The organism is Achromobacter ruhlandii (assembly GCF_002082135.1).
GTDB lineage: Bacteria > Pseudomonadota > Gammaproteobacteria > Burkholderiales > Burkholderiaceae_B > Achromobacter > Achromobacter ruhlandii.
In genome coordinates this window covers 2,805,653-2,820,344 of sequence record NZ_CP017433.1, presented here as the reverse complement: position 1 = coordinate 2,820,344, position 14,692 = coordinate 2,805,653, and the positions used below count along the sequence as shown (strand labels likewise).

Annotated in this window: 16 protein-coding genes; 12 read left to right on the top strand and 4 right to left on the bottom strand. The window is 70.6% G+C overall.

Annotated elements, in window-relative coordinates; genetic code table 11:
- The 9 genes from AruCF_RS12710 (at position 1) to AruCF_RS12670 (ending at position 9,321) form a co-directional block, all read left to right on the top strand.
- On the top strand, positions 1-972 hold the full coding sequence (locus AruCF_RS12710) for an HlyD family secretion protein (RefSeq protein WP_049073410.1): 972 nt from the start codon (positions 1-3) through the stop codon (positions 970-972).
- Entirely contained in the window at positions 969-1,931 is a 963-nt protein-coding gene (locus AruCF_RS12705) for an ABC transporter ATP-binding protein (RefSeq protein ID WP_049073409.1), read from the top strand. The genes AruCF_RS12710 and AruCF_RS12705 overlap by 4 nt, the downstream gene beginning before the upstream one ends.
- Positions 1,928-3,073: an ABC transporter permease gene (locus AruCF_RS12700; RefSeq protein WP_049073408.1), complete on the top strand. Its 1,146-nt coding sequence runs from the start codon at positions 1,928-1,930 to the stop codon at positions 3,071-3,073. The genes AruCF_RS12705 and AruCF_RS12700 overlap by 4 nt, the downstream gene beginning before the upstream one ends.
- An 8-nt stretch (positions 3,074-3,081) precedes the next feature.
- Positions 3,082-4,563, top strand: a complete 1,482-nt coding sequence (locus AruCF_RS12695; protein WP_083036768.1) for an efflux transporter outer membrane subunit — start codon at positions 3,082-3,084, stop codon at positions 4,561-4,563.
- 143 nt (positions 4,564-4,706) lie between these two features.
- A complete protein-coding gene (locus AruCF_RS12690) occupies positions 4,707-5,426 on the top strand; it encodes a response regulator transcription factor (protein WP_049073406.1) in 720 nt (239 codons plus the stop codon).
- A gap of 73 nt (positions 5,427-5,499) precedes the next feature.
- A complete protein-coding gene (locus tag AruCF_RS12685) occupies positions 5,500-5,988 on the top strand; it encodes a YbaK/prolyl-tRNA synthetase associated domain-containing protein (RefSeq protein WP_049073405.1) in 489 nt (162 codons plus the stop codon).
- Positions 5,989-6,067: 79 nt separating this feature from the next.
- Positions 6,068-7,996, top strand: a complete 1,929-nt coding sequence (locus tag AruCF_RS12680) for an FUSC family protein (RefSeq protein WP_235432649.1) — start codon at positions 6,068-6,070, stop codon at positions 7,994-7,996.
- Between the two features lie 3 nt (positions 7,997-7,999).
- On the top strand, positions 8,000-8,809 hold the full coding sequence (locus AruCF_RS12675; RefSeq protein WP_049073403.1) for an NRDE family protein: 810 nt from the start codon (positions 8,000-8,002) through the stop codon (positions 8,807-8,809).
- Positions 8,810-8,886: 77 nt separating this feature from the next.
- Positions 8,887-9,321 carry a peptidase associated/transthyretin-like domain-containing protein gene (locus tag AruCF_RS12670; RefSeq protein WP_049073402.1) on the top strand — a complete coding sequence of 145 codons (435 nt, stop codon included), beginning with the start codon at positions 8,887-8,889 and terminating at the stop codon, positions 9,319-9,321.
- A gap of 71 nt (positions 9,322-9,392) precedes the next feature.
- Here the strand turns inward: AruCF_RS12670 and AruCF_RS12665 are convergent, their stop codons facing one another.
- Entirely contained in the window at positions 9,393-9,767 is a 375-nt protein-coding gene (locus AruCF_RS12665; RefSeq protein ID WP_049073401.1) for an MAPEG family protein, read from the bottom strand.
- A gap of 227 nt (positions 9,768-9,994) precedes the next feature.
- On the opposite strand from AruCF_RS12665, the gene AruCF_RS12660 reads away from it, so the two are divergent.
- Positions 9,995-10,846, top strand: a complete 852-nt coding sequence (locus tag AruCF_RS12660; protein ID WP_049073400.1) for a CPBP family intramembrane glutamic endopeptidase — start codon at positions 9,995-9,997, stop codon at positions 10,844-10,846.
- Between the two features lie 49 nt (positions 10,847-10,895).
- On the opposite strand, the gene AruCF_RS12655 is transcribed toward AruCF_RS12660, so the two are convergent.
- From AruCF_RS12655 to arfB, 3 genes are all read right to left on the bottom strand, one after another.
- A complete protein-coding gene (locus tag AruCF_RS12655; protein WP_049073399.1) occupies positions 10,896-11,954 on the bottom strand; it encodes an alkene reductase in 1,059 nt (352 codons plus the stop codon).
- A gap of 45 nt (positions 11,955-11,999) precedes the next feature.
- Positions 12,000-12,341, bottom strand: coding sequence for an ArsR/SmtB family transcription factor (locus AruCF_RS12650; RefSeq protein ID WP_049073398.1), 342 nt, complete (start codon positions 12,339-12,341; stop codon positions 12,000-12,002).
- Between the two features lie 99 nt (positions 12,342-12,440).
- A complete protein-coding gene (arfB, locus tag AruCF_RS12645) occupies positions 12,441-12,857 on the bottom strand; it encodes an alternative ribosome rescue aminoacyl-tRNA hydrolase ArfB (RefSeq protein ID WP_049073397.1) in 417 nt (138 codons plus the stop codon).
- A 620-nt stretch (positions 12,858-13,477) separates the two neighbouring features.
- Between arfB and queE the strand changes: the two genes are divergently transcribed.
- The gene (gene queE / locus AruCF_RS12640; RefSeq protein ID WP_049073396.1) at positions 13,478-14,110 is read left to right on the top strand and encodes a 7-carboxy-7-deazaguanine synthase; all 633 of its coding nucleotides are present in this window, start codon (positions 13,478-13,480) and stop codon (positions 14,108-14,110) included.
- Entirely contained in the window at positions 14,107-14,550 is a 444-nt protein-coding gene (queD, locus tag AruCF_RS12635) for a 6-carboxytetrahydropterin synthase QueD (protein ID WP_049073395.1), read from the top strand. The genes queE and queD overlap by 4 nt, the downstream gene beginning before the upstream one ends.
- Positions 14,551-14,692: the final 142 nt, after the last annotated feature.

The following is a 14,692-nucleotide window of genomic DNA, read 5'->3' as shown; positions in this document are numbered from 1 at the left end:
ATGCGCACCCCTTCCCTCCCGCGCTACGCGCTGCCCGTCGCCGCCGCGCTCGGCCTGTCGCTGCTGGCCGCCTGCGGCAAGCGCGACGATGCCGTCTACCAGGGCTATGTCGAGGGCGAATATCTGTACATCGCCTCGTCCGAGGCCGGCCGGCTCGATACGCTGTCCGTGCAGCGCGGCCAGCAGGTCACCGCCGCCGCGCCGCTGTTCGCGCTGGAGGCGACGCGCGAAACCGCGGCGCGCGACCAGGCCGGCGCGCAGTTGGCGGCGGCCAGCGCCCAGCTGGAAGACATTGCCACCGGCAAGCGGCCGCCCGAGGTCGATGTCGCCCGCGCCCAGCTGGCCCAGGCCGAGGCCGCCAGCCGGCGCTCGGCGGCGCAACTGGCGCGTGACACCGCGCAGTTCCGCGCCGGTGGCGTGGCGCGGGCGCAGCTGGACGACAGCCGCGAGCAGGCCCAGTCGGATGCCGCACGCGTGCGCGAGCTGCGCGCCCAGCTGGAAGTGGCCAACCTGCCCGGCCGCCAGGACCAGCGCCGCGCCCAGGCCGCCCAGGTCGAGGCGGCGCGCGCGACGCTGGCGCAGGCCGACTGGACCCTGGCGCAGAAACACCTGGCGGCGCCCGCCGCCTCCCTGGTGTTCGACACGCTGTACCGCGTGGGCGAATGGGTGCCGGCCGGCAGCCCGGTGGTCAGCCTGCTGCCGCCCGGCAACATCAAGGTGCGCTTTTTCGTGCCGGAGAGCGTGATCGGCACGCTCAAGCCCGGGCAGCAGGCCATGGTGCGTTGCGACGGTTGCGGCGACCCGGTGCCGGTGCGCATCGACTACATCTCGCCGCAGGCCGAGTACACGCCGCCGGTGATCTACAGCCGCGAAACGCGCGGCAAGCTGGTCTACATGGTCGAGGCCCGCCCCGCGCCGGACGCGGCCACGCGGCTGCATCCGGGCCAGCCGGTCGAGGCGGCGCTGCAATGAACGGCGCCCCCGCCCGCCCCGCGGCCGAGCCCGGCTACGTCATCGACGTGCACGGCCTGAACAAGCACTTTGGCAACAAGCACGTGGTCAACGACGTTTCGCTGCAAGTGCGCGAAGGCGAGATCTTCGGCTTTCTCGGCCCCAACGGCAGCGGCAAGACCACCAGCATCCGCCTGATGTGCGGCCTGCTCACGCCCGACTCCGGCAGCGGCACCTGCCTGGGCTACGACATCCTCAAGGACAGCGCCGAGATCAAGCGCCACGTCGGCTACATGACGCAGAAGTTCTCGTACTGGGACGACCTGACCATCCGCGAGAACCTGGACTTCGTGGCCCGCATGTACGGCATGCCGAACCGCCGCGAGACCGTTGACCGCGCGCTCGAGGACCTGGGCCTGCAGACCCGCGCCAACCAGCTCACCGGCGCGCTGTCCGGCGGCTGGAAGCAGCGCCTGGCGCTGGCCGCCTGCCTGCTGCACGAGCCGCGCCTGCTGCTGCTGGACGAGCCCACCGCCGGCGTCGACCCGACCGCGCGGCGCGACTTCTGGGAACAGCTGCACGAGCTGGCCGCGCGCGGCATTTCGGTGCTGGTCAGCACCCACTACATGGACGAGGCCGAGCGCTGCCACAAGCTGGCCTACATCTCGTACGGCAAGCTGCTGATCCAGGGCACCGCCGACGAAGTCATCGCCCAGCAGCGCCTGACCACCTGGGCCATCCACGGCCATGACCTGGTGCCGCTGGCGCAGCGGCTGCGCGGCGCGCCGGGGGTGGACCAGACCGTGGCCTTCGGCACCGCGCTGCACATCAGCGGCCGCGACGCCGCCGTGCTCGAACGCACCTTGCGAGACGTCGTGGCCGGCCAGGACCTGCGCCTGGAACGCATCGACACCAGCCTGGAGGATGTCTTCATCTACCTGATGAACCGCTCCGACGACAACTACGCGAGCGCGGCATGAGACGCCACCTGGAGGGCTTCTCGTGGTCGCGCTGGTGGAGCATGGTGCTCAAGGAATTCCTGCAGCTGCGGCGCGACCGCATCACCTTCGGCATGATCGTCGGCATTCCGATCATGCAGCTGGCGCTATTCGGCTACGCCATCAACACCAACCCCAAGCAACTGCCGACCGCCATCATCGTGGCCGACCACAGCCCGTTCACGCGCAGCTTCGTGGCGGCGATGACCGCGTCCGACTACTTCGACATCGTCGAGACCCTGCCCGACGAAGAGGCCGGCCGCGCCGCGCTGGCGCAGGGCCGGGTGCTGTTCGTGCTGACCATTCCACCGGACTTCTCGCGCCAGTTGCTGCGCGGCGAGCGGCCGGCGCTGCTGATCGAGGCCGACGCCACCGACCCGATGGCCACGGGGCTGGCGATCGGCTCTGCCACCCAACTGGCGCAGGCGGTGGCGCGCAAGGACCTGACCGGCCCGCTGGCGCACCTGGCGGGCGGCCAGCCGCCGTTCGACGTGCGCGTGCACCAGCTCTACAACGAAGAACAGATCTCGCAATACAACACCGTGCCCGGCCTGATGGGCGTGATCCTGACCATGACGCTGGTGATGATGACCGGCCTGGCCATGACGCGCGAACGCGAGCGCGGCACCATGGAAAACCTGCTGGCCATGCCGGTGCGGCCGCTGGAGGTGATGACGGGCAAGATCGTGCCCTACATCGCCATCGGCCTGATCCAGGCCACCATCATCCTGCTGGCGGCGTATTTCGTGTTCCACGTGCCGTTCCTGGGCAACCTGGTGACGGTGTACGTAGGCGCGCTGATCTTCGTGGCGGCCAACCTGACCGTCGGCATCACGCTGTCGTCGCTGGCGCAGAACCAGCTGCAGGCGATGCAGCTGACGATGTTCTATTTCCTGCCCAACATGCTGCTGTCCGGTTTCATGTTCCCGTTCCTGGGCATGCCCAAGTGGGCGCAGTACCTGGGCAACCTGCTGCCGCTGACGCACTTCAACCGGCTGATCCGCGGCATCCTGCTCAAGGGCAACGGCTGGTGGGACCTGTGGCCCACCATCTGGCCCATGCTGCTGTTCACCGTGGTCGTCATGACCGCCGCCGTGAAGTTCTACCGCCGCACCCTGGATTGAAGGCCGCCATGCCCCGCCCCCACCTGCCCTTCGCCCGCCGCGCCGCGCTCGTGGCCGCCTGCGCCCTGTTGCCCGGCTGCGCCGTCGGGCCGGACTTCGAGCGCCCCGCCGCGCCGCCGGTCGCCGCCTACACGTCGCCGACCGACAGCGCCGCCCCCGCCAGCGGCGCCCAACCGCGCCTCACCGACGCCGACATCCCGGCCCAATGGTGGCGCCTGTTCCGCTCCGACGCGCTGGACACGCTGGTGCGGCAGGCGCTGGAGGCCAGCCCGACCCTGGAACAGGCCCGCGCCCGGCTGCGCCAGGCCGGCGAGGATCTGAACGCGGAAACCGGCGGCCGCCTGCTGCCGGCCGTCGACGCCAACCTGTCGGCGACCCGGCAGAAGGTCGATCCGTCCGCCTTTGGCGTGCCGGTGACCGAGCAGCCCGCGCCGTTCACGCTCTACAACGCCTCGATCGACGTGTCCTATACGCTCGATGTGTTCGGCGGCAACCGCCGCGCGCTGGAGGGGCTGGCCGCGCAGGTCGACTACCAGTCGCACGAACTGCAGGCCGCGCGCATGACGCTGGCCGCCAACGTCGTCACCACCGCCATCCGCCAGGCCGACCTGGCCGCGCGCCTGGCCGACACCCGCGAGCTGCTGGCGGCCCAGCAGCGCCAGCGCGACATCATGGCGCAACGCCTGCGGGCCGGCGGCATCGCCGAGGCCGACCTGCGCAACCAGGAACTGCTGCTGGCACAGACCGCCGCCACCGTGCCGCCGCTGGAATACCAGCTGGCCCAGGCCACGCACCAGCTGGCCACCTACCTGGGCCAGCCGCCCGCCGCCTGGCAGGCGCCGCCGCTGCGCCTGGCCGACCTGGCGCTGCCGGCCGAGATTCCCACCGGGGTGCCGTCGGCGCTGACCCGCCAGCGGCCCGACATCCTGGCCGCCGAGGCCCTGCTGCACCAGGCCTCGGCCAACGTCGGCGTGGCCACCGCCAACCAATACCCGCGCTTCACCCTGACCGCCAGCTTCGGTTCGCAACGCACCCGGGCCGGCGATATCACCGATGGCGTCAATGCCTGGAACCTGGGCCTGGGGCTGGCGCAACCGCTGTTCCATGGCGGCGAACTGCGCGCCCGCAAGCGTTCGGCCGAGGCCGCCTACGAGGCGGCGGCGGCCGGTTACCGGCAGACAGTGCTGGACGGTTTCCGCCAGGTGGCCGACGCGCTGCGCGCGGTGCAGGCCGACGCCCGCGCCTATGAGGCCTACGACACCGCCTGGCGGCGCGCCGACGACGCCGCGCGCATCGCCGGCGAACGCTACCAGGCCGGCGGCATCAGCCACCTGGCCCTGCTGGACAGCCAGCGCCAGCTGCTGCAGACGCGCATCGCCCGCGGCGCGGCCGACGCGGCGCGCTACGCCGACACCGCCGCCTTGCTGCAGGCGCTGGGCGGCGGCTGGTGGAACGAGCCGCCGGACAGTCCGGCCGCTCCCGCCCGATAGCCCGCAAACCCGCGCCAATACATACATTCCACGGCCATGTCCGAGAATTCGGGTCAGAAAGTGGCGTTGTGCGGCGTTTAGGAATCCGTTGTATCCGATGCATCATGCATGCGCTGAAGCTGCACTGATCCCGACAACGATTCATGAATGACCTACTAGACCTGATCGTCTTCTCGCCCGACTCCCGCCAACGCGCGCACCGCAGCGATGCCCTGGCGGGCATGGGCTTCTCGCCCCGCGGTTGCGAGGACTCCAACGGGCTGTTCCGGCTGTTCCAGGCGCGGCGCACGCCGCTGCTGGTGATGGAGGCCGAACTGACCGACCTGTGCATGGCCGTCGCCGGCCTGCGCGCCATGGACACCACCGCCGGCATCGTCGCCGTGTCTACCTTCGATTCGCCCGAAAACCGCATCCTCGGCCTGCACTGCGGCGCCGATGCCTGCTTCCCGACCGACGTGGCCACCGCCGAGATCGCCGCCGCGCTGCAGGCGCTGGTGCGCCGCGTGCCGATCAGCGGGCGGCGGCCGGCCGATGCCGATGCGCGCGCCGGCGCCACTACGCCAGCCGAGGCCACCGGTAAGTGGCAGTTCCAGGATGCCGCCTGGACCCTGGTCAGTCCGCGCGGCACCCGCCTGCCGCTGACCCAGGCCGAACGCGACTTCCTGCTGAAGCTGACCACCAGCCCCGACAAGCGGATGCCGCGTGGCGACCTGCCGGCCAGCGATCCGCAGGCCGGCCGCGATTCGGTGCGACGCACCGACGTGGTCGTCAGCCGGCTGCGCCGCAAGGCCCACGAAACCAATATGGAACTGCCGATCCGCACCGTCTGGGGCTGGGGCTACGCCTTCACCGGCGACATTTGAGGCGGGCGGCGTATCATGCGGCATGGCCCGCCGGATTCCCGGCGCTGACCTTGCCAACCCACCATTTCCCGCCATGGAAGTCTACGACCGCCTGCAGGCCCTGCTGACCGAGCATCAGGCCCGCTACCGCCTCATCTCCCACCCCGCCGCCGGGCGCTCGGTGGAAGTCGCCGCCGTGCGCGGCACCGCCGTCAGCCAGGGCGCCAAGGCGCTGGTCTGCCGCGTCAAGATCTCATCCAACCAGCGCCGGAACGTGCTGGCCGTGTTCCCCGCCGACCAGCAGGCCGACCTGGAAGCCATCGCCCGCGCGGCGGGCGGCAAGAAGGCCTCGCTGGCCTCGCAGGACCTGGCGCGCGAGCTGACCGGCTGCGAGATCGGCGCGATCCCGCCCTTCAGCTTCAACCCCGACCTGCACCTGCTGGTGGATCCCACCCTGCGCCAGCGGCACGATGAAATCGTGTTCAACGCCGGCCGGCTCGACGCTTCCATCCTGATGGCCACCGCCGATTATTTCCGCCTGGCCGCGCCGCAGGAAGCGCCGCTGATCAAGGGCCAGGGTTAACCGGCCCGGGACCGCCGTGCCGCACTCAGCCGCCTCCCGCGAAAACCGCCGCGCGCGCGCCTCCAACATGCGCTGGCTCATGAGCCTGGCGCACATGGAACCGTCGCCGGTCAGTCGCTGGGTCGCGCTGCGCGCCGCGGTGGCCATCGGCCTGCCGACCGCCGCCGGCCTGGCGCTGGACCAGAGCGCGGCCGCCGCGCTGGTGGCGCTGGGCGCCTTGCCCGCCATCACCGGCGATAACGGCGGCCCCTACCGCAACCGCGCGCTATCCATCGGCAGCACGGTGTTCGGCGGCGCGCTGGGTTACTTCCTGGGCACGCTGCTGTCCGGCCACGGCCTGCTCACCGCCGCCGGCATGACGCTGCTGGTGCTGGCAGCCAGCCTGGTCGGCACCTTCAACAACATCGCCGCCGTCGCCACGCTGCAATTCGCCACCTACGTGATCGTCGGCGCCAGCCTGACGTCGCCGCTGCCCCCCTGGCTGCCGCCGGCGCTGGTGGGCGCGGGCGGCCTGTTCGGCCTGGCGCTGACCCTGCTGGGCTGGGTAGTGAACCCGATCGCGCCCGAACGGGCGGCGGTGGCGCTGGCCTATCGCAAGCTGGCGGCCATGTTCGCCGCCATCGGCACCTCGCGCATCATGACGGCGCGGCGCGACATGGAAGCCGCCATGGCCGGCGCCTACGACACGGTGCTGGCGGCCCGGCGCCGCGCCGCCGGCCCCTCGCCGCGACTGGCCCGACTGGCCGCGCAATTGCAGGCCTGCACACCGCTGTCGGACGCGGCGCTGGCGCTGGCGCGGGCGGGCCGGGTGCTGCCGCCCGCGTGCGCGCGGGCCATGAACCGGCTGGCCGACCATGTCGAGAACGCCACGCCGCTGACGCCCGGCGACGACATCGCGGCCGTGCGCCGGGCCGGCGCCACGGCGCTGGCCGACGCGCTGGAGCAGGCGCGGCCGTTGCTGGAAGGCAGCGGCCCGGCGCGGCCCGACGCTTTCCCGGCCCTGCCGCCGGCGCGTCCGCGCACGCCCTGGCGGGTGCTGGCGCGCACCTACCGGCCCGGCCCGACCACGCTGCGCTACCTGACGCGGCTGGGCCTGTGCCTGATCGTTGCCGAGGCGGTGGCGCGCACGCTGGCCTTGCCGCGCTCCTACTGGGTGCCGCTGATCGTGGTGGTGGTGTTCAAGCCCAATTTCGGCTCGGTCTTCGCCCGCGCGCTGCAAAGCTGCGCCGGCAGCGTGGTGGGCGTGGCGATCAGCGCCACGGTGCTGGCGCTGGACCGCAGCGGCGTGGTCAGCCTGCTCACCGTGACCGCCCTGGCGGCCTTGCTGCCGTGGTCGATCCGCCGCAACTACGGCCTGTTCTCGGCGATCCTGCTGCCCATCCTGATGCTGCTGATCGGCGCGCTGCAGCCGGGCAGTTGGCCGATCGCGCTGGCGCGGCTGGAGGACGTCGCGGTGGCCGCGGCCATCGTGCTGGCGGTGGGCTACCTGCCCTGGATGCGGATCGAGCGCCACAACCTGGACCAGGCCGTGGCCACCGCCATGGACACCCTGGCCGCCTACCTGAACACCGTGTTCCAGGCCGATTCGGCGGCCCGCCACGACCTGCGCACCCAGGCCTATGCGCGCCTGTCCGACCTGCGCATCGCCTTGCAGCGCGGCCTGTCGGAACCCCGGCTGGTCAGCCGCCGCGCGCTGGCCTGGTGGCCGGTCGAAGTTGCCCTGGAACGCGTGGCCAACGCGGTCTCCGACAGCGCCTGGTCGCTGCCCGCGGGCCAGCCGCCGCCCGACCCGGCGGCGGTGGCGCGGCTGGCCGAGACGCTGCAGGCCATGGCGCGGGCCGTGATTCAAGGCATGGCGGTCCCCGCCGCGCCCGTGACGACCGACACGCCCGCGCTGCGCGAAGCCGCCAGCGCCATCGAAGCCCTGCGCGCGACCCTGGCCGGCCCCGGCTTCGCGGCCGAACCGGGCCGTGTTCGCCCGCCTTCCCCGACCACCCAACCGGACTGAACCATGTGCCTTGCCGTCCTCGCCCTGCATACCGTGCCGGGCATTCCCGTCCTGATCGCCGCCAATCGCGATGAATTCCACGCGCGGCCGACGCTGCCGGCGGCGCAGTGGGCCGACGCCGCCCACGTGTACGGCGGCCGCGACGCGCTGGCCGGCGGCACCTGGATGGGCGCCACCACTGGCGGGCGCTATGCGCTGGTCACCAATTTCCGCGAGCCCGGCCGCGTGGTCGCCGACGCCCCCTCGCGCGGCACCCTGGTCGAGGACTTCCTGCGAGGCCGCGCGCCAGCCGCCGACTACATTGCCGCCGCCCATGCCGCCGGCCAGGCCTACAACGGCTTCAACCTGATCGTCGGGGACGCGCAGGGCGCCTGGTACGCCAGCAACCGCGACGGCGCGCCGCGGCCGCTGGCGGCCGGCGTCTATGCCCTGTCGAACCACCTGCTGGATACCCCCTGGCCCAAGCTGGCGCGCACCAAGGCCGCCTTCGAGCGGGTGCTGGCGCATGCTCCCCAGCCCGACCTGCCGGCGTTGTTCGAGGCGCTGGCCGACCGCAGTCCGGCCGACGACGCCGACCTGCCCGCCACGGGCCTGCCGCCGGATCGCGAAAAACTATTGAGCAGCCCCTTCATCGTCAGTCCGAACTATGGCACCCGCAGTTCCACCGTGCTGACACTGCGCGACGACGGCACCGGCCAGCTAGTCGAAAAACGCTTTGCGCCCGACGGCGCCGCCAATGGCGAGAGCGTCCTGGCGTTCGCCTGGCGCGATCCCGGCGCGAGCGATACGCTTGGATCGTCCACGCCCCGGTAAAACGGACAGCGCCGGCGAACTCGGCGCGCATATGCCGGTCGAATTTCCTGCGTGATCATCCCTTCAAGGAGAATTGCATGAACAAGCGCATCGAACGTTGCACCCTGGCCGCCGCGATGGCCGTGGGCACCATGGCCCTGGCCGGCTTCCTGACCGCCGCGCAGGCGGCGCTGCCCGCGGTGCAGCACCAGGGCAGCGTGGAATACGTCAGCGGCGGCATCGGCCTGGACGAATCCGAAGCCATGAAAGCCGCCGCCAAGGACTACCCGCTCTCGCTGACCTTCGCCGCGCAGCGCGACGGCAAGGCCGACTACGTGGCCAACGTCGCCGTCGTCATCAAGGATGGCCATGGCAAGCAGGTGCTGCAGGCCGAGTCCCAGGGCCCCTACATGCTGGTCAAGTTGCCCGCCGGCAGCTACAAGGTCTCGGCCACCTTCAACGGCAAGGCGCAGGAACGCGAAGTCAACGTGCAGAACAGCGGCACGGCGCGCGCCGTGTTCGAATGGAAGTGAAACCCTGATGGCCATGCCGCCTGGCCAGGCGCGCGGGGCGCCCGGTGCCAGGCCGGGACCGCGCGGGCGCGCTAGACGCCCGAAAACAGGATGGCGATGACAAAGCCCACGCTGATCGTCCAGACCAGCGAGCGCAGCGCGCCCCAGCCCGCCAGGTACATCGCCAGGTAGCCCAGGCGCACGCCCAGCCAGCAGGCCATCAACGTGGCCACGTGCGCGGGCGCCGCCTGGTTGTACAGCGCGAACAACACCGCCGCGTAGAAGAACGGCAGCGCTTCGAACGTGTTGGCCTGCGCCGCGTTGGCGCGCGCGCGCCAGCCTTCCTGCCGCGCCAGCCAGGCGCGCGGATCATTGTTGTCGAACTTCCTGCCGCCCGCCTTGGCGACGATCGTGCAAACGAACGGCAGGATCGCCGCCGCCAACATCAACCATGCGATCAATTTCATTGCTGCTCCTTGCGCGGAACGAGCCTCTTCCCGCCACCGGACGGGACGCGCCGCTGCGGCATGGTCGCCCGAAAGCGCGGAAATGAAAAGCGGCCGGCGCAAACGGCAAATGCCTATCGGCCGACCGCAAACGCGGCCTCACCCTCCGGCGCTTACACTTGCGGCTTTGGCGCCTCCCGCGAACGCGATGCCGGTGACGCGCCGCCCGTTGTCTCGCAGGAAGAACCATGCCCCTCGCCTCTCCCGGCTCCCTGATGTTCCTGGCCGCCGTCCTGCTGTGGCTACCTGCCACCCGCCGCTGGGCCCTGCTGCCACTGGCGCTCGCCTATGCCTGGGCCTGGACGCAGGGCGGCATCGAGCCCGTGGCGCTGGCGTGGCCCGCGTTGCTGGCGCTGGCCGCAGTGTTGGCGCGGCCGACCATGGCGGCGCCCGCTCGCGCCACTGGCCATGCGCTGTTCCTGATGCTGGCGGTGCTGCTGTTCCTGCACTGGCTGCCCGGCTACCACAACCCGCTGGTCATCCCGCGCGCCGCGCTGACGCCCGATGCCGTGCCCTTCGCCATGTACCTGAACCTGGACAAGCCGCTGGTGGCGTTCTGGGTTGTGCTGGTCGCCGCGCCCGCCATGGCCGGCGCCAGCGCGCGCGCCACGCTCACGGCGGCGCTGGCCGCGTGCGCCGGCGCGATCGTGGCCTGCCTGGGGCTGGCCCTGGCGCTGGGGGTGGTGGGATGGGCGCCGAAGTGGCCCGACTCGGGCTGGCTATGGCTGATCAACAATGCGCTGCTGGTGACGCTGGCCGAGGAAGCCCTGTTCCGCGGCTACGTGCAGGAACGGCTGACGCGCGCCTGGCGCGGCCGCCCCTGGGGCGCCTTGGCCGCGCTGCTGGTCGCCGCGCTGTTGTTCGGGCTGGCGCACTATGCCGGCGGCTGGCAATGGATGCTGCTGGCCGGCATCGCCGGCGTTGGGTACGGCATGGCCTACCGCCACGGGGGCCTGGCGGCCGCCGTGCTGGCCCACCTGGGCCTGAACGCGGCGCACTACGGTCTGTTCACCTACCCGATGCGCGCCGCGCTGCATTGAAACGCCCATGCCGCTGCCGACCCGTCGTGGCCGGCAACGGCGCGGCGCTTCAGGCCGTCGCCAGGGCCGGATAGTCGGTGTAGCCTGCCGCGCCGGAGGCGTAGAAGGTCGACGAATCCGGCGCGTTCAATGGCGCGTTCAGCGCAAAGCGGCGCACCAGGTCGGGATTGGCGATGAATTGCACGCCGAACGCCACCGCGTCGGCGCGGCCCGCGGCAATCGCCGCCTCGGCCGATTCGCGCGTGAAGCCTTCGTTGGCGATGTACACGCCGCCGAACGATTCCTTGAGCTGCGGCCCCAGGCTGTCGGCGCCCTCATGTTCGCGCGCGCACAGGAACGCCAGGCCACGGCGGCGCGCCGCCCGCGCCACGTAGTTGAAGGTCGTGGCCGGGTCCGAATCCCCCATCGAGTGGGCATCGCCACGCGGCGACAGGTGCAGGCCGACGCGGCCGCCGCCCCATACGCTGACGCACGCATCCACCACTTCCAGCATCAGGCGCGCGCGCGCTTCGAGCGAACCGCCATAGCCGTCGGTGCGATGGTTGGTGCTGTCCTGCAGGAACTGGTCCAGCAGATAACCATTGGCGCCGTGGACTTCGACGCCGTCGAAACCGGCTTCTTGCGCCAGTTGCGCGCCGCGGCGATAGGCCTCGACGATGCCCGGGATCTCATCGGTCTCGAGGGCGCGCGGCACCACGTAACCGCGCTTGGGACGCACATGGCTGACATGGCCGCCGGCCGCGATCGCGCTCGGCGCCACCGGCAGTTCGCCATTGAGGAACACCGGGTCCGAAATGCGGCCCACGTGCCACAGCTGCGCGAAGATGCGGCCGCCGGCCTCGTGCACCGCCGACGTCACCTTGCGCCAGCCCTTGACCTGTTCCTGCGACCACAGCCCCGGCGTATCGGCATATCCCACGCCCTGCGGCGTCACCGAGGTGGCCTCGGTCAGGATCAGGCCAGCGGACGCGCGCTGGACGTAGTACTCGACCATCAGGTCGTTCGGCACCCGGCCCTCGCTGGCGCGCTGGCGCGTCAACGGGGCCATGATGATGCGGTTGGGCAGGGTCAGTTCCCCCACTTGCAAGGGTTCGAACAGCAGGCTCATAACAATCCTCGTGCCCGGCGGGCGGGCGTGGGTAGCGGCGGCAGGCTACATGTCTTGATTCAATTGCCGCAGGAACGCGGCAATCACGGGTTCATTGCGACGGAAGAACACCCACTGCCCCACCTTGGTGGCCGAAATCAGCCCCGCGCGCTGCAGCACCGCAAGGTGCGAAGACACGGTGGACTGCGACAGCCCGCAGCGCCCATCGATATGGCCCGCGCACACCCCGTGTTCGAAGGTATGCCCTGGACGCTCCTCGAAGTGCGCCTGCGGCGTCTTCAACCACCCCAAAATCTCGCGGCGCACGGGATTGGCCAACGCCTTGAGAATGGCGTCGACATCGATCTCCGTGGTGGCCTCGGTGGCGGGGGCAGCAGTGGTCGTCATATTGAAATATCGCAATTTATCGAATCTTATATCGAGACATCCCGATATATCGTTATACCCCTGCCGGCCGAGGGGCCTTCTTCGGAATCCGAGGGCCCCTCACTCCCCCTGCACCCGCCCGCGCAACCGCTTCACCTCGCCATGCAGCACCTTGCGCTGCACCCGCCGCCGCTGCGACGCCCGCGTCGGTTTCGTCGCCCGCCGCGGCTTCTCCACCTTCGCCGCCGCCCGCACCATGTTCACCAGCCGCTCGATCGCCTCCGCCCGGTTCTTGTCCTGGCTGCGGAACGACTGCGACTTGATGACGATCACCCCCTCCTTGGAAATGCGATGGTCGCTCATCGCGCACAACGCATCCTTGATATCCGCCGGCAACGACGACGCCCGCACATCGAACCGCAGATGCACCGCGCTCGACACCTTGTTGACGTTCTGCCCGCCCGCGCCCTGCGCCCGGATCATCGAGAACTCAATCTCGCGCTCGTCGATATAGAGAGAATCTTGAACATGAAACATAGCGCGAGAGTATATAAGCCTTCGCCAGGCGATAAACCCTCCGCTCCCCCCACCGCATGGCGTGAAAATCCCTCACGCCCCCCTCGTGGCGCAAGCACATCCGGCAACAGCCCCCCAACCACCGTCCCACCCAGATCCGCCCCCCCCCTCGCGCATCCGCCACGCCTGCGCGCCAGCGAACCCCGCCCAACCCCCCACACCGCGTATGCCTGGAGCGGCCGCCCGGGCGGCCACTCCAGGCGGGCCCGGCAAGACTCTCCAGAACCCTGAAGCCCCGCAGCGCCACGCACCCAGACATTCGCAGCCCTGGGCGCGGGCGGGTCGGGAGGCGGGCAACCTCGATGCGCCCGAGGGAATCCGTAGGCAGCCGCCGTCAGGCGGCAACGAGGATGACGCAGGGGCAGTCCGGAGCGAACGCTCCGGACCGCAATCGTGGGCGCCCGCCTCCCGACCCGCCCGCGCCCAGGGCGACCTACGAAGCCCCCGGCAACGTCACGCAACCGCCCCACCAAACGAGAAAAAGCCCACGACATCAAGGACATCCCAGCCCCCGCAACCAAGACCGACTAAAATAATGCCCTTTTGCCCCTCCCTGGCGCGCCGCCCAGCGCCACTCCCCCATGACCTACACCGCCAAAGAAATCTTCAAAACCCTGCAAGGCGAAGGCGCCCACGCAGGCCGCGCGGCGGTCTTCTGCCGGTTCGCGGGCTGTAATCTCTGGAGCGGCCGCGAAAGCGACCGCGCCAGCGCCGCCTGCACCTTCTGCGACACCGACTTCATCGGCACAGACGGCGACGGCGGCGGCAAATTCGCCACCCCCGAGCTGCTCGCCGACGCCATCGAAGCCGCCTGGGGCCCCGACACCGCCAACCGCTACATCGTCTTCACCGGCGGCGAACCCCTGCTGCAACTGGACGAAGCCCTGCTGGCCGTCGTCCACGCCCGCGGCTTCACCGTCGCCATCGAAACCAACGGCACCGTCCAGCCGCCCCCCGGCATCGACTGGATCTGCGTCAGCCCCAAGGGCACCGCCCCCGTCGTCATCGAACGCGGCAACGAACTCAAGCTGGTCTACCCCCAGGCCAACGCCCTGCCCCCGCGCTTCGAACACCTGGACTTCGACCACTTCTTCCTGCAACCCATGGACGGCCCCGCCCGCCTGGCCAACACCGAACAGGCCGTCCAATACTGCATGCAGCACCCGCAATGGCGCCTGAGCCTGCAGACCCATAAATACATAGGCATTCCATGATTTCCGTGACCCGCAGGCTTGAATTCGACGCCGGCCACCGCATTCCCGACCACCGCAGCCAGTGCCGCAACCTGCACGGCCATCGCTACGTGCTCGAAATCACCCTGACCGGCGACGTCGTCCAGGCCCCGGGTGAATCCGACAACGGCATGCTGATGGACTTCGCCGACATCAAGCGCATCGCCAAGACGCATATCGTCGACGTGTGGGACCACGCCTTCCTGGTGTATGAAGGCGACACCGCCGTGCGCGGCTTCCTCGACTCGATGCCCGACCACAAGACCGTGGTGCTGGACCGCATCCCCACCGCTGAAAACCTGGCTGCCATCATCTTCGAGATCCTGGCGCCGCACTATCACGGCCACTACGGCGCCGACCTGCGCCTGACCCGCGTGCGCCTGTACGAAACGCCCAATTGCTGGGCCGACTGCAACGGTTGATCGCCCAGGGCGGCCGGCCTGGCCGCCCCGCGAGCCGGCGCGACAGCAGGCGCTTGCCGCCTGGCGCGACCACGCATGCCGCTCGCCGGTTTTCCCGGCAGGCATGGGCGATGCCGACGCCAGATGACGCCCGGCTCCCGGT

Excerpts from the sequence above, each read along its gene's own strand:
- AruCF_RS12710 (WP_049073410.1), top strand. The coding sequence starts at position 1 with ATGCGCACCCCTTCCCTCCCGCGCTACGCGCTGCCCGTCGCCGCCGCG.
- AruCF_RS12705 (WP_049073409.1), top strand. The coding sequence starts at position 969 with ATGAACGGCGCCCCCGCCCGCCCCGCGGCCGAGCCCGGCTACGTCATC.
- AruCF_RS12700 (WP_049073408.1), top strand. The coding sequence starts at position 1,928 with ATGAGACGCCACCTGGAGGGCTTCTCGTGGTCGCGCTGGTGGAGCATG.
- AruCF_RS12695 (WP_083036768.1), top strand. The coding sequence starts at position 3,082 with ATGCCCCGCCCCCACCTGCCCTTCGCCCGCCGCGCCGCGCTCGTGGCC.
- AruCF_RS12690 (WP_049073406.1), top strand. The coding sequence starts at position 4,707 with ATGAATGACCTACTAGACCTGATCGTCTTCTCGCCCGACTCCCGCCAA.
- AruCF_RS12685 (WP_049073405.1), top strand. The coding sequence starts at position 5,500 with ATGGAAGTCTACGACCGCCTGCAGGCCCTGCTGACCGAGCATCAGGCC.
- AruCF_RS12680 (WP_235432649.1), top strand. The coding sequence starts at position 6,068 with ATGAGCCTGGCGCACATGGAACCGTCGCCGGTCAGTCGCTGGGTCGCG.
- AruCF_RS12675 (WP_049073403.1), top strand. The coding sequence starts at position 8,000 with ATGTGCCTTGCCGTCCTCGCCCTGCATACCGTGCCGGGCATTCCCGTC.
- AruCF_RS12670 (WP_049073402.1), top strand. The coding sequence starts at position 8,887 with ATGAACAAGCGCATCGAACGTTGCACCCTGGCCGCCGCGATGGCCGTG.
- AruCF_RS12665 (WP_049073401.1), bottom strand. The coding sequence starts at position 9,767 with ATGAAATTGATCGCATGGTTGATGTTGGCGGCGGCGATCCTGCCGTTC.
- AruCF_RS12660 (WP_049073400.1), top strand. The coding sequence starts at position 9,995 with ATGCCCCTCGCCTCTCCCGGCTCCCTGATGTTCCTGGCCGCCGTCCTG.
- AruCF_RS12655 (WP_049073399.1), bottom strand. The coding sequence starts at position 11,954 with ATGAGCCTGCTGTTCGAACCCTTGCAAGTGGGGGAACTGACCCTGCCC.
- AruCF_RS12650 (WP_049073398.1), bottom strand. The coding sequence starts at position 12,341 with ATGACGACCACTGCTGCCCCCGCCACCGAGGCCACCACGGAGATCGAT.
- arfB (WP_049073397.1), bottom strand. The coding sequence starts at position 12,857 with ATGTTTCATGTTCAAGATTCTCTCTATATCGACGAGCGCGAGATTGAG.
- queE (WP_049073396.1), top strand. The coding sequence starts at position 13,478 with ATGACCTACACCGCCAAAGAAATCTTCAAAACCCTGCAAGGCGAAGGC.
- queD (WP_049073395.1), top strand. The coding sequence starts at position 14,107 with ATGATTTCCGTGACCCGCAGGCTTGAATTCGACGCCGGCCACCGCATT.